A 20,643-nucleotide genomic window follows, 5' to 3' on the forward strand; every position below is an offset into this window, starting at 1 on the left:
ATGCTGATCTGCTCTATGCCGACGACCGCTCCTCTCATCAGCACATCATACAGGTAGAAAAGCGCTACTTTGGTTGTGACCACACGCTGGTAGGTGCATGGTTAATGGCGAAGTGGGGGGCGCATGACGAATTGATCAATGCGATTTACCACAGTCACGGCAGCCTTGAGACGGACGATATGGCAGCAGTTTGCTTACGTATGTCTGGCCCTATCGCAGATGCGTGGTTATCGGCTAATCCATCGCAAGCGCTAGCAGATGTGTTACGGCAGTGGCGTACTTTACCTACCTTCAATAACTGGGCAGTTGATGGCTTATTAGCTCACTTGCAGCAAACGCTGCCGCCGTTATCAAACGCCTTAGGATTGAGCGCCCCCTGCGGAGTAGATAGTTTGGCACTGCTTCAAAACGCCCAACAGCTGCTTTTTGAACATACTCTGTCACTCAGTGCCCGCTTGGATGCTCAGTACAAGGCGCGGGAAACATTGTTAAACGACTATGCGAAGCTAGAGCAGCGCAGCCGTATCGACCCCCTAACCAAGTTGGCTAACCGTGCTTGGCTTGAAGAGCAGTTGCGGGAGCGCTTCCATCTCTGTCTCACGACAAAGCGCACGATGTCCGTTGTATTTATCGACTTAGACCATTTTAAAGTGCTTAACGACCAATACGGCCATCAGGCGGGTGATCGAGTGCTGACTCATTTTGGCAAAACGCTTACCTCTCTCATTCGCTCAGGCGACGTAGCGGGCCGCTACGGTGGTGAAGAGTTTCTAGTGATTTTGCCAGATGAAGATGCCGACAGCGCTAAATGCTTTGCCGAACGCATCACACGACGTTTACAAGAGCGCCCCATGGCACGCGTCGATCAAAAGCCAGTGTACGTTTCCGTATCGATTGGCGTGGCCTGCCTCAACGATGGTGGGTTTGGTAATGAGCAAGAGCTGATTGACGCCGCCGACCAGAGCATGTACTTCACCAAGCGCTCTGGCCGGGGCGGTGTGTCGGTTTACGGTCATTAACCCTAGCAATCAGCTAGTCATGGCGTAAGGCAGGTAAAGCGCGATGCTGGGGAAGAGATGCATTAGCGCAATCGCCAGCAGCATTAGTAGAAAGAACGGCAGCGTCGCTTTGGTAATGGTCAGAATATCCTTACCGGTTAACCCTTGGATCACAAACAGGTTAAACCCAACCGGCGGCGTGATTTGCGACATCTCCACCACAATCACCAAGTAGATACCGAACCAAATCAGGTCAAAGCCTGCCGCGCTGACCACCGGCATGATAATCGCCGTCACCAGTAGGATGAGCGAAATACCATCCAGAAAGCAGCCCATGATGAGTAGCAGCAACGTGAGCGCAATCAGCAGCATGGTGGGCGATAACCCCATTTCACCAATCGCCTGAGCGAGCTTCATGGGTACCTGGGTAAAGCCCATGGCTGAGGTTAAAAACGACGCCCCGGCAATAATAAAGGCGATCATGCAGGCCGTGCGTACCGCAGCAAACAGCGAATCGGTAAAAATCGCCCGATTAAAGTGGCCGTTGAACCGAGCAATGATCATCGACAGCACCACGCCAACCGCTGCCGCTTCCGTCGGCGATGCCAGCCCGCCGTAAATCGACACGATAATCCCGCCGATTAGCAGCAAAATAGGCACCAACGACCAGGTATTACGCAGCTTTTCGGCAAAGCTCATATCGGATTCGTCAGCACCTGTCAGGCCGTCACGGTTGCCTTTGAGCAGCGCCCAGAGCACCAAATAGGCCATGAACAGCGCCAAGATCATCAAGCCTGGGCCAATGCCCGCCATAAACAGCCGCGAGATGGATTGCTCCGTAACCACCCCGTAGACGATCAGCACGATCGAGGGTGGAATCAACAGCCCCAGCGTAGACGCACTGGCCAAAGTGCCAATGGCCATATTGCTGTCGTAGCCCCGGCGCTCCAGTTCCGGCAGGGTCATTTTGCCCACCGTGGCACAGGTAGCCGCCGACGAGCCACACACCGCCGCGAACATGCCACTGCCAATGATATTGGTATGCAGCAAGCGGCCCGGCAGACGGTTCAACCAGGGTGAAAGTCCACGGAACATATTGTCCGCCAGCCCCGAGCGAAACAGAATCTCGCCCATCCAGATAAACATCGGCAGCGCGGTTAAATCCCAGCCGTAGCTTGCGCCCCAAAAATCGGAGGCCAGAATCGGGCCAGGGTCAAAAGGGCTGAAAAATTGCAGCGCAATCCACGCTGTGCCTATCAAGGCAAAGGCAATCCACACCCCGCTGCCCAGCAGCAGCACCAGGGTAAAAATAGTCGCTAAACTTAGTAGTAGCACGAGGGTATCTCCCGAGTAGCCGCTTAATGCGCTTCGTTATCGTCGATGGAAGTGGCTTCGCGGAAGCTTGACGGGTCGCGTATGGCAATGCGCCCGGCCATCCACAGCGCTTCTAACAGCGCCAGGGCCAGCAGCCCTACCCCAACGGCCAGCACCACCTGGGGGATCCACAGGGGAATCGACAAAAAGCCCGACGAAACATCGTTGTACTCTAGGCTTTCCCTCGCCAAACCAATCAGGCCGTAGGCCAGTAGTACGCTGATAACCAGCGCAATAATCAGCCCAAACACCTCAAACCACACGCGCACCGCAGAAGGCAGGCGTGAAATCAGTAAGGTCACGCGGATATGGGCATGATGAACAAAGGTGTAGGCCAACCCAAGAAAGGTGGCGCCTACCAATAAATAGGAGGCCATTTCCGAGACGCCGGTAATGCTGACACCGAGCCGCTCCTGGCCGACCAATACCAATAGCGCATCCACTAAACGGAAAGTGACCTGAAGCGCGATCAGCGCACAAATCGCCACCATGCACGCTGCTGCGCCCCAGGCACCGAGGCGGTAGAGTTTGTCGAATTTAAACGTCATGTTCGCAGTCTCACAGAGCGCGTGGAGAAAGGGGCAGCACACAGGCTGCCCCCGAGGATTAACACAGCACCGGAAGGTTAGTTGCTACGCTGGGCACGATACGTTTCCAGCGCTTGCTTGGCTTCGTCATCCGCACGGGACTGCCAATCGGCAAATAGCTCATCACCTGCGGCTTGCAGCGCGGCGGCAACGTCAGCATTAGGCTCGGACACGCTGATGCCGTTCTCTTTCAGAGCTGCCAGGCTTTCATCGTTGTTGTCACGGCTCATCTGCCAGCCACGCTCTTCGGCACGCGCCGCTGCTTCCATCAGCGCTTCTTGAGTGGCTTCATCTAAGCGGTCAAAGCTGCGCTGGCTGATAAACACGATATTCTTCGGCAGCCACAGGTTGGCGTCGGTGTAGTCGGTGACGTAGTCCCACGCGGCCATGGAGTTACCGGTGGAGCTTGAAGTAATCATGGCATCTACTCGGCCAGTGCTGAAGGCAGTGGGGATATCCGACTCTTCGGTTTCGGTCGGGCTGCCGCCCAGGTTATCAACGAAGCGCTGGGTATTGATGTTTGGTGCGCGTACGCGCAGCCCATCAAACTGGGCTGGGTCAGTCAGCGGCTCGGCGGTATAAATGCCCTGAGCAGGCCATGCGACGGCGTAGAGCGGAATCAGCCCCTCATAGGCGAATAGCTCAGTAATCATCGGCTTAGTGGCTTCCCACAGCGCATAGGCATCATCGTAGCTACCGGCCACACCGGGCAGCGTATCGACTTCAAAAATCGGGTCGTCGTTGGAGAGAATCGACAGGAACACCTCACCGGCATCGATCGTTCCGCGACGCACAGAGGGTTTGATCTCGCCGTGAGAGACCAGCGCCCCACCGCTGTGTACGGTAATGGTGAGTTCGCCGTCAGTGGCTTCTGCCACATCTTCAGCAAACTGCTTGGTGTTCTGGGTGTGGAAGCTGGCGTCCCCATAAGGGGTGGCCATGGTCCACTCTGCGGCATGGGCCGTGGATGCCGCCGCAAGGCTGCATGCAGTGGCAAGAAGCAGTGGGGTCGCAATGCGAGTACGCATAGAAAAAATCCTCTTATTCATATTGATGGAGGTGTTGCCTTAGGGGTGGAGGAAGGGACGCTAGGTGTTACCCAGCATCCGGTAAAACACGTGTTAGTAATCTCGGTATGCTTTTCAGCGGCATACTCTAGCGCGCACTCCTGCGCCAAGCGGCCAACGCCACGGCAGAAACGAGGATGATTTGCGCTGCGCCAAATAACATCATAGTGCATGGCTGGTAGTGGCGCGGGAAGCGCCAAACGGAACAGCTCGCCCCGCCGCCACTCATCCAGCACGGTGGCTACTGGTAGCGCGCCGATACCCAGCCCTTCCGTGGTTAAACGCACAATCGTCATCAGCGTGCTCACACTATGAATACGCGGCTGTTGAACACCTTGGTCGGCTAAATAACTTACTAACTCTTCATACGGACGCGCCAGCTTGCCAAAGGAGATAAACGGCAGCGTTGAATGCCAAGCATCAGGGCGTTTGCTTAACATCTGGGCGTGTCGAGGTGAAACAAACATCCCCATTTCATAGGGGCTGAGCGTCTCATGGTCAATTTGCTCTGAAGGCAGGTAGCCGTTCATGGCTAGCAGAATATCCAGCTCATTGCTGTTCAGCCGCTCGTTCAGCGCCGGGGAGTAATCCACGGTGAGCTCAATAATCAACCGCGGGTAGCGCTCGGTGAGCCGCTGCATAAACGTGGGGAACCAACTGTGGGCAATGGTTTCAATCGTTCCCAGGCGCAGCGGGGCGGAAAAGTCTTCTTCACTATCGAAAAGTTTGAGGGCTTCATCGCGCTGGGCCAGCATACGTTCGGCATGCAGGAAGAATTCCCTACCACGCATAGTAGGCTGAATAGGCCGCGCCGAGCGCTCAAGCAGTAGCTCGCCCACCGTGCTCTCTAAACGCGAGATACGCTCAGATATCGACGGTTGCGTAATGTGTAAACGCACCGCCGCTTTACGAAAAGAGCCAAGTTTCACCGCCCAAACAAAGGCGTCGAGTTCCTTAAAATCCAGCATCGTGCTTAACCAGCCTGTAATGAAGCATTCACGGGAAGCACAGCGTCAAGCGCCTCCACCACGCCACACACCATGGTCTCCCATCGTGAGGCGTTGATATGCAAATGTAAGTGCAACATGCCGTGTTGGGCACGGACATGCTGTCGCGGGGCTGGCAACCGCATGTGGTACTCCTCGAGATCACCCTTTCATTGCCATTTTTATTGGTGGCGCAACGGCGCTACATCAGGCGGATAAGGGCGTCTCTTTTGTAATCTTTTTTGAGTCGCTTTATTTAGTTGATAATCGTATAGCGCCCTAGCGTCAACTATTTTTCCACTAAATAACAGCATGATAGGAAGCACCGATACTTAATATCGCTAAAAACGATTGGCACTTGTGACGCAGGCTCCATATATTATTTTTGCGATAGCACAAACATAAACACGCTTATTATGTAATAAACATGATTAGCCAATATTTGTACTTATTTGACTAATCAATCGCGATATCAATCACTAACAACACGCAACCCTGCAGGAGACGTTATGGCGATTCCGCTGCTTAACTGCGATATGGGCGAAAGTTTCGGCAACTGGTCGATTGGTTTAGACGCTGATGTTATGCCCTACGTTGACTGTGCCAACATTGCCTGCGGCTACCACGCCTCAGACCCCCATGTGATGCGTAAAACGGTGGCGCTTGCCGTCCAGCACGGCGTGAAGATCGGCGCGCACCCCGGCTACCCGGATTTAATGGGCTTTGGCCGCCGCTCCATGGCCTGCTCTCCTGCCGAAGTGGAAGACATGATGCTCTACCAAATCGGCGCGCTGGCAGGCATTTGCCAAGCGGAAGGCACCGCGCTGAGCTACGTCAAACCCCACGGGGCTATGTACAACGACATGGCTGCCAATCTGGAATTGCTGGAAGGTGCCATGCGGGCCGTGAAGGCATTCGATGCCCGCCTGCCGCTCATGGTGATGGCCACCGCCAACCCAGAGCCGCATCGTCAATTAGCGGAAAAAATGGGCGTGACGCTGTGGTTTGAAACCTTCGCTGACCGCGCTTATGAGGCCACTGGGCATCTCGCCTCTCGCCGCCTGCCGGGGGCTGTGCATCACGACCAAGCCACTATCGTCGCCCAAGCCGTTTCCCTGGCCAAAGGCGAAGCGCTGACCGCCCGGGATGGCAGCGCCTTACAGCTCCCCTGCGACACGCTCTGCGTGCATGGCGATAACCCCGAATCCGTGGCCGCCGTGCGCGCCATTCGTGAGGCCTTTACGGCGCTGGAGTCCGCGTGAAACTGCGCTTAGAAACGGCGGCGATGGACGCCCTGACGGTGCGCCTGTTCGACGCCATTGATGAAACTAATATGGCGTGGATCATGGCCGCTGACGAGGCGCTGCGGCGCGCCTTTGATCACGCGCTGATTGATCTTATCCCGTCGTACACCACCCTGCTGGTGCACTACGACTGCCAGAAGCTCACTTTTGCTCAAGCCTCGACGCTCGCGCGCAGCGCGCTGCGCAATTTAACGCCCGCCGATGCCCAACAGGGCCAGCTCCACGAAATCCCCGTGTGGTACGACGAGCGCGTTGGCCCGGAGCTGCCCACCGTTGCCCAGCGCGCCGGGCTCAGCGTCGAGGCGCTGATTGAGCGCCACTGCAGCCACGATTACTGCGTGTTTGCACTGGGCTTTGCCCCTGGCTACGGCTTTATGGGCCTGGTGGATGAGGCCATTGCCACGCCGCGTTTGAAAACGCCCCGCCGCCGCGTCGCAGCCGGAAGCGTGGGCATTGCCGACCGGCAAACCGCGATTTACCCCCTGCTTTCGCCGGGTGGCTGGAACATTCTTGGCAGAACAGCCGTGCCGCTTTTCGAGCACGCCAAACGTGGCGAGCCGCTGCTGCGACCGGGCGATAAAGTGCGCTTTAAGGCGATATCCCAATCAGAATTTGAAGCGGCTGGGGGCGATACGACCCCACTGGAGGAGCGGTCATGAGCCACCCCATGTTGACCGTAAAGCAAGCCGGACCGCTGGCGCTGATTCAAGATGCGGGCCGCTTCGGCGTCGGCCACTTAGGCGTGACTCAGGGCGGTGCCGCCGACTGGATCGCCTTCCGCTGGGCCAACTGGCTGCTGGGCAACCCGCTGGAGAGCGCCGCGCTGGAAATCGTCATGGGCGGCAACCTGACGCTGGTGGCCAATAGCGACGTGCGCCTTGCCCTCACCGGAGCCGACCTTGCCGCCACACTGGATGGCCAACCGCTTGCGCCCAACGACAGCTTTATGATGCAAGCGGGCCAAACGCTGGTCTTTCGCCAGCCGAAAAAGGGCCTGCGCGCGTACCTCGCCTTTCCTGGCGGGCTTGATGCGCCAGAGGTGCTAGGCAGCCAAGCCTGCACGGCAAGAGAGCAAATCGGCGGCCTGCACGAAGATGGCAAACCGCTTAAAACTGGCGATCAGCTCACCTGGAAAGGCAGCAGCGCCACGCCGCGACAGTTGCCTCAAGGCACCCAACTTCCCCTGCCCGACTCAGAAGAAACCGTGCTGGACATGGTGTTAGGCTCTCAGGCCGCGCACTTTGCCGGGCGCAGCCTGTTCGATGCCTTCAACCAGCCCTGGACCGTGGACCAACGCGCTGACCGCATGGGCATTCGACTGACCGGCAAAGCGCTGAACAGCCGCCTTGGCGGTATCGTCTCCGAGGGCATTCCGTTAGGGGCCGTGCAGATTCCTCCCGATGGCCAACCGATCATCCTGATGAACGATCGCCAAACCATTGGCGGCTACCCGCGCCTGGGTGCTTTGACGCCCATGGCCTGCGCCCGCCTCGCCCAGTGCTTGCCGGGCACCAAGGTGCGTTTGCAGCCCATCAGTGCGACGCAGGCGCAGGCGGCCTACAGAGCGCAGTTATTGAAGTGGCAGTAAGGCTAAAAAGCCCCTCATCAGGGGCTTTTATCGATAGGGTGCCTAATGAGCCGCTTGCTTCTTCGCCGGGTCATTGGCAGTGCGACGCTGTGTACCCAACTCTTCCGCGATGGCGGCAAAGAAAGCATCGGTAGAGGCTTGATGAGGCTTGGTCACAAGACTAACGCCAACAAACAGCACACTCGCGACCACAATGCCCCATACACCGGCAGGCAGACCCAGTAGTGAATTGCCGGTGGCATACATCAGCAGTACAAAGGCGCTGGTACCCACCACGCTGGTCAGTGCACCGGCAGCCGTGCCGCGCTTCCAATAGAAAGCACCGATCAGCGCAGGCACCATGGCCACCAAGCCCGATGAGGCGGCCACCGACAGCACTGCAATCAGGTCAAGCTGCAGCTCGGCGAAAGCCAGCGCCATCAGTGCAATCACCGGCACTACAAACTTACCCACCAGCAGTTGTCGCTTTTCACTGACGTTCGGCTTGAGGTTGGCATAGACGTCGCGGGAGACCATGGACGCCAGCGTCAGCATGATCGAATCAATCGTGGAAACGGCGGCGGCCATAATGCCGATCATCACAATCACGCCTAATACGGGCGGCACAAACTCTGAGGCCAGTAGCGTGGGCGTTGCCAAGTCTGCGCTTGCAAGGCTGGGGAAGGCTGCCAAGGCTGAGAAGCCCCAAAGTACGGAGACCAGGGTATAAATAAAACCGAACACCAGGAAGCCAATCAGCATGTGGCGCATTGAGCGCAGCGACGAGGGCATGAAAAGGCGCTGGCTGACCTGCGGATTTGAAAGGCTAAAGAAGAACCATGGAATGGTGAGCCCTAGGAAGGTCACAAAGCTGAACAAACCAGGGCCAGGCACCGTCAGTGACTGCGGGTGCTCCGTTGCCAGCGTATCGAAGAGCGCACCAAAACCGCCCAGACTTTGAATCACCAGAAAGGCTACCAGGGTAGAAGCCACGATCATCATGATGGCCTGGAGCGAGTCGGTCCACATGACCGAACGAATCCCTGCGATATAGGAGAAGAAAATGGCGATCACCGTGGCCAACACGACCCCGGTGGTAAAGGTAATGGCGCCATCAGTAATACCCTGCAACAGGTAGCCGACACCAGCGAGCTGAACGGCCGAGTACGGAATTAGGAAGATACAGCTCGCTATCGACACGGCCATGGCCACCTGCTTGCTATGGTAGCGGTGGCCCAGCATCTCGCTGGGCGTCACGTAGCCGAACTTCTTGCCGACCGCCCAGAACTTAGGGCCGAAAACCGCCACCAGTGAGACACCGGCAAAGTAGATGATTTCAAAACCGAGCGCGCCCACGCCGCCCGCATAGGTCAGGCCAGCCAGGCCCACCATCATAAAGGCGCTATACGTCGTGGCACTGTAGCTCAGCGCCGAGACAAACCCGTTCATTTGGCGGTTACCCAAAAAGTAGCCGGACATGCTTTCTGAACCGCCTTTCGCCGGGCGTTGGCGCGACAGAATAGCAATGCCTATGGCCACTAATAAGTAGATAGCAATGGACCACCAAATGAGCGACTCAGTCATCGCTATGCTCCTTAAAATCTGTCGTAATAAACACGTTCAGAGCAATGATGGCCACCCCGGCCACGGCCCAAAACAAAAAGCTGCCGTACCATCGCGACACGTCGCTTAACAGCGTGTAAGGCACTAAATAACTTAACAAGACAACGGCCCATACTAGCCATATCCATTTACTGCGTTTCATCGTCGATCTCGTGTTGTTATATCAAAGGGAAAGCATGCGCTACTGTAGCAAAGCTGACGAACCAGCGATGCCCAGGCACGCATACAAAAAAAGGCACCCGCTAGGGGTGCCTTAGATAGTACGACGAACCGTTGCTGACTTACGACGCGACGTCGAAACGGTCGGCGTTCATCACTTTGGTCCAGGCGGCGACGAAGTCTTTGACGAACTTCTCGCCGTTATCGTCCTGGGCGTACACTTCTGCGTAAGAGCGCAGCAGCGAGTTGGAACCAAATACCAGATCCACCCGCGAGGCGGTCCACTTCACGGCACCGGTCTTACGGTCGCGGATTTCGTAGGCGTTGCTACCTACCGGCTTCCAGCTGTTCCCCATATCGGTCAGGTTCACAAAGAAGTCGTTGGTCAACTGGCCTTCACGATCGGTGAATACGCCGTGTTTGGTGCCACCGTAGTTGGTGCCCAGTACGCGCATACCGCCCAGCAGCACGGTCATTTCCGGGCCGGTTAAGCCCATCAGCTGCGCACGATCCAGCAGCATCTCTTCCGGCTTCACCACGTACTCTTTCTTCTGCCAGTTGCGGAAGCCATCGGCCAGCGGCTCCAGCGGTGCGAAGGAGTCTGCGTCGGTCATCTCGGCGGTCGCATCGCCACGGCCTTTCAGGAAGGGTACGCGTACCTCGTAACCTGCTGCTTTCGCGGCTTTCTCGATGCCTACGCTACCGGCCAGAACGATCACGTCCGCGACGCTAGCGCCGGTGTCGGCAGAGATCTGCTCGTAGACGCTCAGCACTTTCGCCAGGCGCTCAGGCTCGTTGCCCTGCCACTCGTTCTGTGGGGCCAAGCGAATGCGGGCACCGTTAGCACCGCCGCGCATATCGGAACCGCGATAAGTACGGGCGCTATCCCAAGCGGTGGAGACCATCTCACTAATGCTCAGGCCACTTTGTGCGATTTTCTGTTTGACCACTTCTTCGCAGTAGTCGGTGTTGCCTGCCGGAATCGGATCTTGCCAAATCAGGTCTTCTGCCGGGACTTCCGGGCCGATATAGCGTGCTTTCGGACCCAGGTCACGGTGCGTCAGCTTGAACCACGCCTTCGCGAAGGTTTTCTTGAAGTACTCCGGATCCGCGATGAATTTTTCGCAGATAGCGCGATAGGTCGGATCCATCTTCATCGCCATATCCGCATCAGTCATGATCGGGTTGTGGCGAATAGAGGGGTCGCTGGCGTCAACCGGCTTGTCTTCCTCTTTGATGTCAATCGGTTCCCACTGGTGGGCACCGGCAGGACTCTTTCTCAGTTCCCACTCGTAGCCAAACAGCAGGTCGAAGTAGCCCATATCGAATTTCGTGGGGTTGGTGGTCCACGCACCTTCAATGCCCGAGGTCACGGCGTTGCTCGCCTTGCCCTGCATGTTGGGATTGCCCCAGCCAAAGCCCTGGTTTTCAACGTCAGACGCTTCAGGCTCAGCGGCCAACGCAGAGGCATCACCATTACCATGGCATTTACCTACGGTGTGGCCACCAGCGGTGAGGGCTGCGGTCTCTTCGTCGTTCATCGCCATACGGGCGAAGGTTTCACGTACCTGCTGCGCGGTTCTCAGCGGATCAGGCTGGCCGTTAACACCTTCCGGGTTCACATAGATAAGCCCCATCTGGACAGCCGCCAGCGGGTTTTCCATAGTCTCTGGCTTGTTCACGTCGCCGTAGCGTTCGTCAGAAGGTGCCAGCCACTCTTTTTCGTCACCCCAGTAGATATCTTTCTCGGGTTCCCAAATATCGACGCGGCCGAAAGAGAAGCCGTAAGCAGGTAAGCCCATGGACTCATAAGCCACGGTGCCAGCCAGAATCATCAGGTCTGCCCAGCTGATTTTGTTGCCGTACTTCTTCTTGATCGGCCACAGCAGACGACGCGCTTTATCTAGGCTGACGTTGTCCGGCCAGGAGTTGAGCGGTGCAAAGCGCTGGCTTCCGGTACCACCGCCCCCACGGCCATCAGCAATACGGTAGGTGCCAGCGGAGTGCCAAGCCATACGGATCATCAAACCGCCGTAGTGCCCCCAGTCAGCGGGCCACCACTCTTGGCTATCGGTCATCAACGCGTGGACATCTTTCTTCAGCGCGTCGAAATCGAGCTTGCGTACTTCTTCACGGTAGTTGAAATCCGGATCCATCGGGTCTGATTTGCGATCTTGCTGATGCAAAATATCCAGATTCAACCCTTCCGGCCACCAATCTTTGTTGGAAGTACCGGTCGAGGTGTTACCACCGTGCATGACAGGACATTTACCGCTCATAGCTCTCTCCCTTATTGCTCTATGCCTTGGCGATACCAAGGGAACAAATGCTCTGCATCTTTGCTGCAAGCTACTGTGTAGATCGTCAGCGGATGCGTTATTCATGTTTTACAGTTTTAAAGCACCTACTCAATAGTCACAATTTGCATTTAACCAACAAGCTGATAGTTATTAACAATCAAACGTGAAACGGGGCGCTGAGCGCCCCGTTCCTTGTCAGTCTACTGCTTTACTTGATTACTCCACCAGCGGTAGCAGGGCGTTTAAGCTATCGCGAGCATCGCCGTAGAACATTCGCGTGTTCTCCTTGAAGAATAGCGGGTTCTCAATACCCGAGTAGCCAGTGCCCTGGCCACGCTTGCTGACGAACACCTGCTTCGCTTCCCATACTTTGAGAACCGGCATCCCCGCAATGGGACTGTTGGGGTCCTCTTCGGCCGCGGGGTTCACGATATCGTTGGAGCCGATGACGATGACCACGTCGGTCGTGGCGAAGTCGTCGTTGATCTCATCCATCTCCAACACGATATCGTAGGGCACCTTGGCTTCCGCCAGCAGTACGTTCATATGCCCTGGCAAGCGTCCGGCCACGGGGTGAATGCCGAAGCGGACGGTTTTGCCAGCGGCGCGCAGCTTACGGACTAAATCGCTGACCGCCGTTTGCGCTTGGGCCACCGCCATACCGTAACCCGGTACGATAATGATGCTATCGGCATCGTTAAGCGCCGTGGCAACGCCATTGGCATCAATCGACACCTGCTCGCCTTCAATCTCGGCAGCAGGCCCTTTCGTGCCCCCAAAGCCGCCTAGAATCACGCTGACAAAGTTACGGTTCATCGCCTTACACATAATGTAAGAGAGAATCGCACCGGAAGAGCCCACCAGCGCACCGGTCACGATCAGCAGGTCGTTGGAGAGCGTGAAACCAATCGCCGCCGCCGCCCAGCCGGAGTAGCTGTTCAGCATAGAGACCACCACTGGCATATCCGCCCCGCCGATGCCCATGATCAGGTGGTAGCCGATAAAGAACGCCAGCGCCGCAATCACTAGCAGCGTCCAGAAGCCTGCGCCGTTGAGGTACATAATCGCCAACAGCAGCGACAGCGCCGCCGCACCGGCATTCAACATATGGCCGCCGGGCAATTGCTTTGGCTTGCCATCCACTTTGCCAGCGAGCTTGCCGAAGGCAATCACCGAACCGGTGAATGTTACCGCGCCGATAAAGATGCCCAGCACCACCTCAACTTGCAGAAACATCAGCTCATCGGGGGCTTTGGTTGCCACCAGTGCCGCAAAGGCGGAGAACTGGTCCAGCGATGCTTCAGCGGCACGTGCTGCCATCACCCGGCGACGCTCCAGGTCTGCGCTCCAGGCAACGAAAACCGCTGCCAAGCCCACAAAGCTGTGCAGCGCAGCCACGAGCTGAGGCATTTCGGTCATTTCGACCTTACCCGCCACGTAGGCCCCAATGCCCGCACCAATCAGCATCATCGGGATGAGCCACCAGTAGCCGCCGATACCCGGACCAAACGCAGTGAAAAACACCGCTAGCGCCATACCGACAATGCCGTACCACACGGCCCGTTTGGCTTTTTCCTGGTTACTCAAGCCGCCCAGCGACAGAATAAACAGCACGCTTGCCGCAATCGCTGCGGCAGATACGAATCCTTGCTCTAACATATCGTCTCTCCGCCGCTTAGGATTTTTGGAACATGGCCAGCATCCGGCGTGTTACCAGGAAGCCACCCACGATATTGATTGATGCGATTAACACCGAAATAGCCGCCAGCACGCTAACCACCGCGCTGCCCGAGCCAATCTGCAGGATCGCTCCCAAAATAATGATACCGGAAATGGCGTTAGTGACCGCCATGAGCGGTGTATGCAGCGAGTGGCTCACTTTCCAAATCACCTGGAAGCCGATAAAGCAGGCCAGCACGAAGACAATAAAGTGCTGCATAAACGAGGCAGGAGCGACTAACCCCAGTAGCAGCATCAGCGCGCCGCCCACTGCCAACATGGTCACTTGGCTCTTCGTTTGCGCTTTGAAGGTGGCAAGCTCGGCGGCTTTCTTCTCTTCTGGAGTCGGCGCTTTCTCTTTTTTCTTCGGCTTGGCCGCGCCAATGGCTTTGACCTTGGGCGGCGGCGGTGGGAAGGTGATCTCCCCTTGGTGAGTCACCGTGGCCCCACGAATCACGTCGTCATCCATGTTGTGATGGATAACGCCGTCTTTCTCCGGGGTGAGGTCGGTGAGCATATGGCGAATATTGGTGGCGTAGAGCAGTGAGGCCTGTGTCGCCATGCGCGAGGGGAAGTCGGTATAGCCGACCACTACCACGCCGTTATCGCTTACCACCCGCTCATCGGGCTGGGTCAGGTCACAGTTACCGCCCTTCTCGGCGGCCAGATCCACGATCACCGAACCGGGTTTCATGGCGGCGACCATGTCTTCCAGCCAGAGCTTGGGCGCGGGCTTGCCGGGAATCAGTGCCGTGGTAATCACGATATCCACGTCCGGCGCCTGTTCGCGGAAGCACGCCAGCTGCTTTTCGCGGAACTCAGGGCTTGAGGGGGCCGCGTAGCCACCGCTCTCGGAGCCGTCCTGGCTATCCTCAAAATCGAGAAACAGGAATTCAGCGCCCATGGATTCGATCTGCTCAGAAACTTCAGGGCGCACGTCAAAGGCGCGCACTACCGCCCCTAAGCTGGTCGCGGTGCCTATCGCCGCTAAACCTGCCACCCCAGCCCCGATGACCAATACCTTGGCAGGCGGTACTTTGCCTGCGGCGGTCACCTGGCCGGTAAAGAAACGGCCGAAGTTATTGCCCGCTTCAATGACTGCGCGGTAGCCCGCAATGTTCGCCATGGAGGAGAGCGCATCCATCTTCTGCGCTCTGGAAATACGCGGCACCATGTCCATCGCGATCACGGTAGCGCCTTGGGCTTTGCACTTCTCCAGTAACGCTTCGTTTTGCGCGGGCCAGAAGAAGGCAATCAGCGTTTGACCTTCACGCAGCCGCTCGGCCTCTTCATCAGAGGGCTCGCGGACTTTAATGACCACCTCAGCGTCGCGCCAAAGCGCGTCGGCACTCTCCGCCACGGTCACGCCAGCGTCGCGATAAGTGTCGTCATTAAAACCCGCGGCCAGGCCGGCACCTGTTTCGATGAGGCATTCATGGCCAAGCTTCTGAAGTTGCTTTGCGCTCTCGGGGGTCAACGCGACTCGCGCTTCTCCCCGAGCAATCTCTTTCGGTGCGCCTATTTTCACACGCTTTCTCCCTTGGTTTGTCCGCGTTCAGCGCCCAATCCCTTGCAGCCGGGTGGTTGCCCCAACGTCTTTGGGCGCTATCTACTCACTATTATCTACTCACTATTGCCTATTCACTATTGCGCGAAAAAATGCGCCAGATAGCAGTTTAGGATCTAATGCCGAGCCCGCCAGTGACCATTCAACCTTTGATTCAACTGTGTTGTTTATTTACAACACAACTACATACACGTTATTTTTCTACCGGCTAGCACTCTGTGCAAACGCGGTCAGTTCGTCATAGAGCCACACGTTTTCAGGGGCATTGGCGTAGAGACTATGCTGGATCAGTGTCATGGTTAAGGCGGGTAGTTCTTCAGGTGGGGCAACCATGCGAACGGGCAGCATCGCGACAAAGCGCTCGGCCATTTGCCGGGGTAAGGTAATAATGGCATCGGTGAGCGCCACCACCCGCGCGGCGGCGATGTAGTTGAGGTTTTTCGAGATCACCCGGCGGCTCAGCCCATGCTGGGCTAGGCAGCTCTCAATGCGGCTGGGCAGCAGGCCGCTGATATCGGCAAGCTCCACATGGGGCTGGCGGGCAAACTCCTCTAGCGCCAAGGCATCGCCTACATGAGGGTTCTGCTGGGCGGCTAGGCACACCAGCTCTTCATGCATCCAGGGCGTTTGCAACACGCCGCTGGGTAGCGATGATTGGCTATCTAACCCCACCACCATATCCACTTGGCGTTGCTCTAGGGCTTCGCTTAGCACTTCCGGGGTAATCAACTCAATGGAGAAACTAATGCCCGGCGCATAGCCCAACAGTTGGCTAAGAAACGCTGGGTACATGACTTCTTCAAAGTAGTCGGTAGTCGCCAGGGTAAAGCGCCGGGTGCTGGTCGCTGGGGCAAAGATGGCAGGCGGCGCGAGGCCTTCCTGAAGCGCGGCTAAGGCTTGCTGCACCACTGGCAGCAGTGTGAGCGCTCTGGGCGTTGGCTGCAGGCCCTGCTCGGTGCGTACCAATAGCGGGTCACCCAACGCTTCACGCAGGCGCTTGAGGGCATGGCTTAGCGCTGGCTGGCTTAAATGGAGCTTCTCAGCGGCGCGGGTCACATGGCGCTCGCGCATCAGCACTTCAAATACCAGCAACAAATTTAGGTCAAAGTGGCGTAGCGAACGCATATCGCCTCACTATTTACATGATGAATGATTTCATTCTAAACATTCATTTCATTCATCGCGAAAAATTCCTTATCGTCGCGCTTCTTCGAGCAGCCCCGCTCGCGCTTGCCTCCATTTTCTTACTGCTGCACACCATAGGAGTACACGTTAGGTGACCCCATCTCAGATCATGCCCAGCCTGTTTGGTGACGTTATCTCCACGTTTATGGGCGTGCCCAAAGCGATTGACCCCAACGCCACCGATGCTGAAGTCGTGGTTAGCGGCGTACCGTTTGACCTAGCCTGCTCTGGCCGTTCAGGCACGCGTATGGGGCCGAACGCTATTCGCCAAAGCACCGCCAACCTGATTTGGGAAGGCAAGCGCTGGCCGTGGGATTTTGCTCTGGAAGATCGCCTGCGGGTGTGCGATGCTGGCAACCTGGATTACGCCTACGGCGAGCCGGAAAGCCTGGTAGACAACCTGGAAACCCACACCATGCGCTGGTTGAAAGCGGGCAAAAAGATGCTGACGCTGGGCGGCGACCACTACATCAGCCTGCCGCTGCTGCGCGCCCATGCCCGTGAACATGGCCCGCTGGCACTGATTCACTTTGATGCCCATACCGATACCTATGAGCAAGGCACGCGTTTTGACCACGGCACCATTTTCCACCACGCCCTCAAAGAAGGCCTGGTGGTGCCGGAGCATTCGCTGCAAATTGGCATTCGTACCAGCTATGACCGCAACAACCACCCTTATGAAGTGCTCGATGCTGATTGGGTGAACGACCATGGCCCTGCGGCGGTACTGGAGCGGATTCGTGCTCGGGTAGGCCATCATCCAGCCTACGTGACGCTGGATATCGACGGCCTGGACCCCGCCTTTGCACCGGGCACCGGCACGCCGGTATGCGGCGGTATGTCCACCGATCTGATGCTGAAAGTAATGCGCGGCATGGTGGGTATGGAGCTGGTGGGTATGGACCTAGTGGAAGTGAACCCCGCCTACGACCACGGCGACATTACATCACTTGCTGCAGCTACGCTGGGGCTGGAGTTTTTGTATGTGCTGGCGGCGTCTAAGAGCATTGTATAAATAAAGCAGACATAGCCAAGCTCGATATGAAGGCTTCACTAGTCAAACCATCACATAAGACGGCTATGGAAGCCCTCAAGACATAATAGTGAAGGGGCTACTGAGGCTCTTCGTGGCCCTGGGGAGAGGCCAACAGCCCTAGCCGGATGGCTTCGTGCACTAAACCAGCGGTGTGCCTGACCCCAAGCCGACGCATGATGTCAGCTCGGTGAGTTTCGATGGTTTTGATGCTAACGTTCAGCTGATCCGCAATCGCCTTACTACGGTACCCTTTGGCAACTAACTGCAACACCTCGCTTTGGCGTGTTGTCAGCGGACTTCTATGTGCGGAGGCCACTCCCACCATAGAGGTTGCATTGAGGAACCGTTCCGGCCCCATCGCAGTGAATATAAAACGCTCCCCATCAGCCGCTTTTCGAATGGCGGTCTCCAGCGCACTGACATCCGCGTTCTTATGCAGAAAGCCGTAGGCGCCCACTTCTAGCAGGCGGCGGATAAAATTATCGCTAGAATATGTGGAAAGCACGACTATTCGGATACCTGGGCAAAGATCTGTGAGGTATGTCAATGATTCTAAACCACTTAAAGCGACTACCGCTGAATCAATGAGAGCAACATCGGTAATCCCCCCGAAAAACCAGGGTGCTCAAAAGTAGAATTTTCCGTAAGCTAAACGCAGGGAGATTCTGCATGAAAAAATCACGTTTTTCTGACAGCCAAATACTGTCAATCCTCAAGCAAGCCGAAGGCGGTGCCCCGGTTCCGGAGCTATGTCGTGAGCACGGTATGAGCAGCGCGACCTTCTATAAGTGGCGAGCTAAATTCGGTGGTATGGATGCGTCCATGATGGCACGGCTAAAAGAGCTAGAGGATGAAAACCGACGGCTCAAGAAGATGTATGCCGAGGAACGATTGAAAGCGGATATCCTCAAGGAAGCCATCGAAAAAAAGTGGTGAAGCCGTCTCGTCGCCGTGAGATGGCGCAGAAAGCCGTCATGGAAAAGCACGTCAGCATCCGCCTAGCCTGCTGGATGTTTAGCATCAGTGAAAATTGCTATCGATACCAAGCGAAGCTCCGCGGCGAGAACGATCAAATCGCCGACTGGTTGATCACGCTGACGCATAACCAGAGAAACTGGGGCTTTGGCTTGTGCTTCCTGCACCTACGTAATGTGAAAGGCTTTCGTTGGAACCATAAGCGGGTCTACCGGATTTACCGAGAGTTGGAGCTGAATCTTCGGATCAAACCGAAGAAACGGTTAATCCGCGAGAAGCCTGAACCTTTAGCGGTGCCTGAAACGATTAATGACAGCTGGTCTATGGATTTTATGCATGACCAACTGAGCGACGGTCGTCGCTACCGTCTACTGAATGTGATCGACGACTTTAACCGAGAAGGTCTTGGTATCGAAGTAGACATCTCGTTGCCTACTGAACGAGTTATCCGGGCGCTAGACCAGATCATTGAATGGCGTGGTAAGCCGCACTCTATTCGTTGTGACAACGGGCCAGAATATATCAGTGGTAAGTTATCGGCATGGGCGGAAGGTCAAGGTATTCAGCTGATGTTTATCCAGCCAGGAAAACCCCAGCAGAATGCTTATATAGAACGCTACAATCGAACGGTGCGCTATGACTGGTTAGCCCAATACCTGTTTGAAAGTACCGAAGAGGTTCAGGATTACGCCACTCGTTGGCTCTGGCACTACAATCACGAGCGCCCTAATATGGGGCTTGGAGGGATCACCCCTCAACAGAAACTGGCCGCTGTGGTCTGAACTCTACTTTTGAAACCCTCTGAAAATGGGGGGATTACCCTAACTCTCTCGCCATCGATTTAGTAAGCCCCAATAGACCAGCCTTCGCGGAGCAGTAGTGTGATAGACCTACGCCTCCTTTAAGTGCTAGCTGGGAGGAAATATTAATAATCCGCCCGCTTTTTCGTTTAACCATTTCCTCAGCAACATAGCGCCCAACTAAGAAAGCACCGCGTAAGTTAATACTGATCATGCGATCAAATTTCTCAGCAGACATGTCTAAGAAAGGCGTTTCATCCAGGATACCCGCACAATTAACCAGTACATCGATAGCTTGGTGATAACTTATCACCTCACCAACCATCAGTTGAACTGAAGACTCATCAGCGACATCGACACCATGGTGAGTTGCACTGTCTCCAAGTAATACGGCTATTTCTTCGCATGCGTCACGATTGCGATCTGCCAAGGCAACGGTAGCCCCTTCGGCATAAAAACACTCCGCAATAGCCCGACCGATGCCGCTAGCGCCACCCACGACAAGGGCAACTTTTCCCTGAAGTTTTTTAGTCATAAGGATCACTCAGCTTATTTAATAAAGAAGCGAGGATTGCTCCTCGCTTCATAGACAGACGACTAGCTCGGCCAACGAACGGTCAAGCCGCCATCGACCACCAGTTGCTGGCCTGTTACGTAGGCTGCATCATCACTGCTCAGAAAACGTGCCGTACGGGCAGCTTCATCGGCATACCCCACGCGCCCCAAGGGGATTGATTTACCGGCTGCCGCTAAGCCGTCAGGCCCCAGCGAATTAACCGGATCCAACGACTGAGGCGTCTCGATCAGTCCGGGAATCAGGGTATTAACACGAATACCGCGAGGGGCCAGCTCAACGGCTAGCGACCTTACCAAGCCTACTAAGCCACTTTTGGCTGCCGCATAATGGGCATGGTTATCCCATCCATAAACGCCTCCTGCGATAGAGGAAATAGCTACCATAGCGCCTCCTTCCTGCATTAACTTGGAAGCGCTACGAAAGACCCTCATTACGCCCGTTAAATCGACTGAGAGCATATCGTCCCATGCTTGATCGGTAAGCTCCTCTAAGGGTGCCTGACGAAGGATGCCAGCACCGGCAACAACAATGTGCAAAGCACCAAAAGTGTCGATAGCCGTCTGTGCAAAGTGATCGCATTGATTGGTCTCTCTCACATCTAATGCAACTGCGACACACTCTCCGCCAACGGCTTTTACCGCGGACACCGTTTCCTCTACATCATGGGGATCGTTCGGGTAGTAGCCTACCACTACCTTAACGCCAGCCTTGGCATAACAGACTCCTGAATCCGTGAAGCCGGCGCCGACACTTTCCCTATCACCGCCAGCGAGCACTTTTTGATCATTCGCCCCGTGCAAGTTGGCTTTCGCAAGCCCG

At 56.2% G+C, this 20,643-nt stretch carries 20 protein-coding genes; 6 read left to right on the forward strand and 14 right to left on the reverse strand.

The features are described from left to right. Positions 1-1,019 (forward strand): GGDEF domain-containing protein (locus BIS10_RS09915; protein WP_253504860.1); only part of this gene is annotated, 1,019 nt, incomplete at its 5' end. 9 nt (positions 1,020-1,028) lie between these two features. On the opposite strand, the gene BIS10_RS09920 is transcribed toward BIS10_RS09915, so the two are convergent. The 5 genes from BIS10_RS09920 to BIS10_RS09940 all read right to left on the reverse strand — a co-directional run bounded on the left by BIS10_RS09920 (position 1,029) and on the right by BIS10_RS09940 (position 5,158). Beyond that, positions 1,029-2,333, reverse strand: coding sequence for a TRAP transporter large permease subunit (locus tag BIS10_RS09920; RefSeq protein WP_253504864.1), 1,305 nt, complete (start codon positions 2,331-2,333; stop codon positions 1,029-1,031). Between the two features lie 23 nt (positions 2,334-2,356). Beyond that, positions 2,357-2,920, reverse strand: coding sequence for a TRAP transporter small permease (locus BIS10_RS09925; RefSeq protein WP_044629684.1), 564 nt, complete (start codon positions 2,918-2,920; stop codon positions 2,357-2,359). 77 nt (positions 2,921-2,997) lie between these two features. Continuing rightward, positions 2,998-3,987 carry a TRAP transporter substrate-binding protein gene (locus BIS10_RS09930; RefSeq protein ID WP_089675852.1) on the reverse strand — a complete coding sequence of 330 codons (990 nt, stop codon included), beginning with the start codon at positions 3,985-3,987 and terminating at the stop codon, positions 2,998-3,000. A gap of 17 nt (positions 3,988-4,004) precedes the next feature. Beyond that, positions 4,005-4,994 (reverse strand): LysR family transcriptional regulator, encoded by a 990-nt coding sequence (locus BIS10_RS09935; protein WP_089675853.1) that lies wholly within the window; start codon positions 4,992-4,994, stop codon positions 4,005-4,007. A gap of 5 nt (positions 4,995-4,999) precedes the next feature. Beyond that, positions 5,000-5,158: a hypothetical protein gene (locus tag BIS10_RS09940; RefSeq protein ID WP_253504867.1), complete on the reverse strand. Its 159-nt coding sequence runs from the start codon at positions 5,156-5,158 to the stop codon at positions 5,000-5,002. A gap of 363 nt (positions 5,159-5,521) precedes the next feature. Between BIS10_RS09940 and BIS10_RS09945 the strand changes: the two genes are divergently transcribed. From BIS10_RS09945 to BIS10_RS09955, 3 genes are read left to right on the forward strand one after another with little or no spacing between them, the layout of a single operon-like run. Beyond that, positions 5,522-6,274 carry a 5-oxoprolinase subunit PxpA gene (locus BIS10_RS09945; RefSeq protein WP_253504870.1) on the forward strand — a complete coding sequence of 251 codons (753 nt, stop codon included), beginning with the start codon at positions 5,522-5,524 and terminating at the stop codon, positions 6,272-6,274. Next, complete coding sequence (gene pxpB / locus BIS10_RS09950) at positions 6,271-6,975, forward strand: 5-oxoprolinase subunit PxpB (protein ID WP_253504872.1); 705 nt, start codon at positions 6,271-6,273, stop codon at positions 6,973-6,975. Before BIS10_RS09945 ends, pxpB begins: the two co-directional genes overlap by 4 nt. Further along, a complete protein-coding gene (locus tag BIS10_RS09955) occupies positions 6,972-7,904 on the forward strand; it encodes a biotin-dependent carboxyltransferase family protein (protein ID WP_137093927.1) in 933 nt (310 codons plus the stop codon). The genes pxpB and BIS10_RS09955 overlap by 4 nt, the downstream gene beginning before the upstream one ends. A gap of 42 nt (positions 7,905-7,946) precedes the next feature. On the opposite strand, the gene BIS10_RS09960 is transcribed toward BIS10_RS09955, so the two are convergent. From BIS10_RS09960 to BIS10_RS09985, 6 genes are all read right to left on the reverse strand, one after another. Beyond that, complete coding sequence (locus BIS10_RS09960; RefSeq protein ID WP_253504875.1) at positions 7,947-9,467, reverse strand: sodium:solute symporter family protein; 1,521 nt, start codon at positions 9,465-9,467, stop codon at positions 7,947-7,949. Further along, positions 9,460-9,648 carry a hypothetical protein gene (locus tag BIS10_RS09965; RefSeq protein WP_054641039.1) on the reverse strand — a complete coding sequence of 63 codons (189 nt, stop codon included), beginning with the start codon at positions 9,646-9,648 and terminating at the stop codon, positions 9,460-9,462. Before BIS10_RS09965 ends, BIS10_RS09960 begins: the two co-directional genes overlap by 8 nt. Before the next feature lie 139 nt (positions 9,649-9,787). After that, positions 9,788-11,944 (reverse strand): catalase/peroxidase HPI, encoded by a 2,157-nt coding sequence (gene katG / locus BIS10_RS09970; RefSeq protein ID WP_253504878.1) that lies wholly within the window; start codon positions 11,942-11,944, stop codon positions 9,788-9,790. Positions 11,945-12,181: 237 nt separating this feature from the next. Beyond that, a complete protein-coding gene (locus BIS10_RS09975) occupies positions 12,182-13,624 on the reverse strand; it encodes an NAD(P)(+) transhydrogenase (Re/Si-specific) subunit beta (RefSeq protein ID WP_253504880.1) in 1,443 nt (480 codons plus the stop codon). A 16-nt stretch (positions 13,625-13,640) separates the two neighbouring features. Then, positions 13,641-15,212 carry a Re/Si-specific NAD(P)(+) transhydrogenase subunit alpha gene (locus BIS10_RS09980; RefSeq protein ID WP_253504883.1) on the reverse strand — a complete coding sequence of 524 codons (1,572 nt, stop codon included), beginning with the start codon at positions 15,210-15,212 and terminating at the stop codon, positions 13,641-13,643. Positions 15,213-15,452: 240 nt separating this feature from the next. Further along, positions 15,453-16,376 (reverse strand): LysR family transcriptional regulator, encoded by a 924-nt coding sequence (locus BIS10_RS09985; RefSeq protein WP_253504886.1) that lies wholly within the window; start codon positions 16,374-16,376, stop codon positions 15,453-15,455. Positions 16,377-16,545: 169 nt separating this feature from the next. On the opposite strand from BIS10_RS09985, the gene speB reads away from it, so the two are divergent. Continuing rightward, a complete protein-coding gene (gene speB / locus BIS10_RS09990) occupies positions 16,546-17,451 on the forward strand; it encodes an agmatinase (RefSeq protein WP_253504898.1) in 906 nt (301 codons plus the stop codon). A 97-nt stretch (positions 17,452-17,548) separates the two neighbouring features. Here speB and BIS10_RS19020 read toward each other — a convergent pair whose 3' ends face one another. After that, positions 17,549-18,076: a LuxR C-terminal-related transcriptional regulator gene (locus BIS10_RS19020; RefSeq protein ID WP_392567168.1), complete on the reverse strand. Its 528-nt coding sequence runs from the start codon at positions 18,074-18,076 to the stop codon at positions 17,549-17,551. A 65-nt stretch (positions 18,077-18,141) separates the two neighbouring features. Between BIS10_RS19020 and BIS10_RS10000 the strand changes: the two genes are divergently transcribed. After that, positions 18,142-19,229 (forward strand): IS3 family transposase gene (locus BIS10_RS10000; RefSeq protein ID WP_253504891.1). Its coding sequence is split into 2 segments (ribosomal slippage): positions 18,142-18,403 and positions 18,403-19,229, totalling 1,089 coding nucleotides; the frame shifts between segments, so codons are not numbered across the junction. 34 nt (positions 19,230-19,263) lie between these two features. Here BIS10_RS10000 and BIS10_RS10005 read toward each other — a convergent pair. Both BIS10_RS10005 and BIS10_RS10010 read right to left on the reverse strand, forming a co-directional pair. Then, positions 19,264-19,782, reverse strand: coding sequence for an SDR family NAD(P)-dependent oxidoreductase (locus BIS10_RS10005; protein ID WP_253504894.1), 519 nt, complete (start codon positions 19,780-19,782; stop codon positions 19,264-19,266). Between the two features lie 62 nt (positions 19,783-19,844). Further along, positions 19,845-20,643 (reverse strand): SDR family NAD(P)-dependent oxidoreductase (locus tag BIS10_RS10010; RefSeq protein WP_392567167.1); only part of this gene is annotated, 799 nt, incomplete at its 5' end.

It is taken from the genome of Halomonas sp. 707B3 (genome assembly GCF_024158645.1).
GTDB lineage: Bacteria > Pseudomonadota > Gammaproteobacteria > Pseudomonadales > Halomonadaceae > Vreelandella > Vreelandella lionensis.

Coding starts and splice junctions, on each gene's coding strand:
- BIS10_RS09925 (WP_044629684.1), bottom strand. CDS start 2,920: ATGACGTTTAAATTCGACAAACTCTACCGCCTCGGTGCCTGGGGCGCA.
- BIS10_RS09930 (WP_089675852.1), bottom strand. CDS start 3,987: ATGCGTACTCGCATTGCGACCCCACTGCTTCTTGCCACTGCATGCAGC.
- BIS10_RS09935 (WP_089675853.1), bottom strand. CDS start 4,994: ATGCTGGATTTTAAGGAACTCGACGCCTTTGTTTGGGCGGTGAAACTT.
- BIS10_RS09940 (WP_253504867.1), bottom strand. CDS start 5,158: ATGCGGTTGCCAGCCCCGCGACAGCATGTCCGTGCCCAACACGGCATG.
- BIS10_RS09945 (WP_253504870.1), top strand. CDS start 5,522: ATGGCGATTCCGCTGCTTAACTGCGATATGGGCGAAAGTTTCGGCAAC.
- BIS10_RS09955 (WP_137093927.1), top strand. CDS start 6,972: ATGAGCCACCCCATGTTGACCGTAAAGCAAGCCGGACCGCTGGCGCTG.
- BIS10_RS09960 (WP_253504875.1), bottom strand. CDS start 9,467: ATGACTGAGTCGCTCATTTGGTGGTCCATTGCTATCTACTTATTAGTG.
- BIS10_RS09965 (WP_054641039.1), bottom strand. CDS start 9,648: ATGAAACGCAGTAAATGGATATGGCTAGTATGGGCCGTTGTCTTGTTA.
- katG (WP_253504878.1), bottom strand. CDS start 11,944: ATGAGCGGTAAATGTCCTGTCATGCACGGTGGTAACACCTCGACCGGT.
- BIS10_RS09975 (WP_253504880.1), bottom strand. CDS start 13,624: ATGTTAGAGCAAGGATTCGTATCTGCCGCAGCGATTGCGGCAAGCGTG.
- BIS10_RS09985 (WP_253504886.1), bottom strand. CDS start 16,376: ATGCGTTCGCTACGCCACTTTGACCTAAATTTGTTGCTGGTATTTGAA.
- speB (WP_253504898.1), top strand. CDS start 16,546: ATGCCCAGCCTGTTTGGTGACGTTATCTCCACGTTTATGGGCGTGCCC.
- BIS10_RS10005 (WP_253504894.1), bottom strand. CDS start 19,782: ATGACTAAAAAACTTCAGGGAAAAGTTGCCCTTGTCGTGGGTGGCGCT.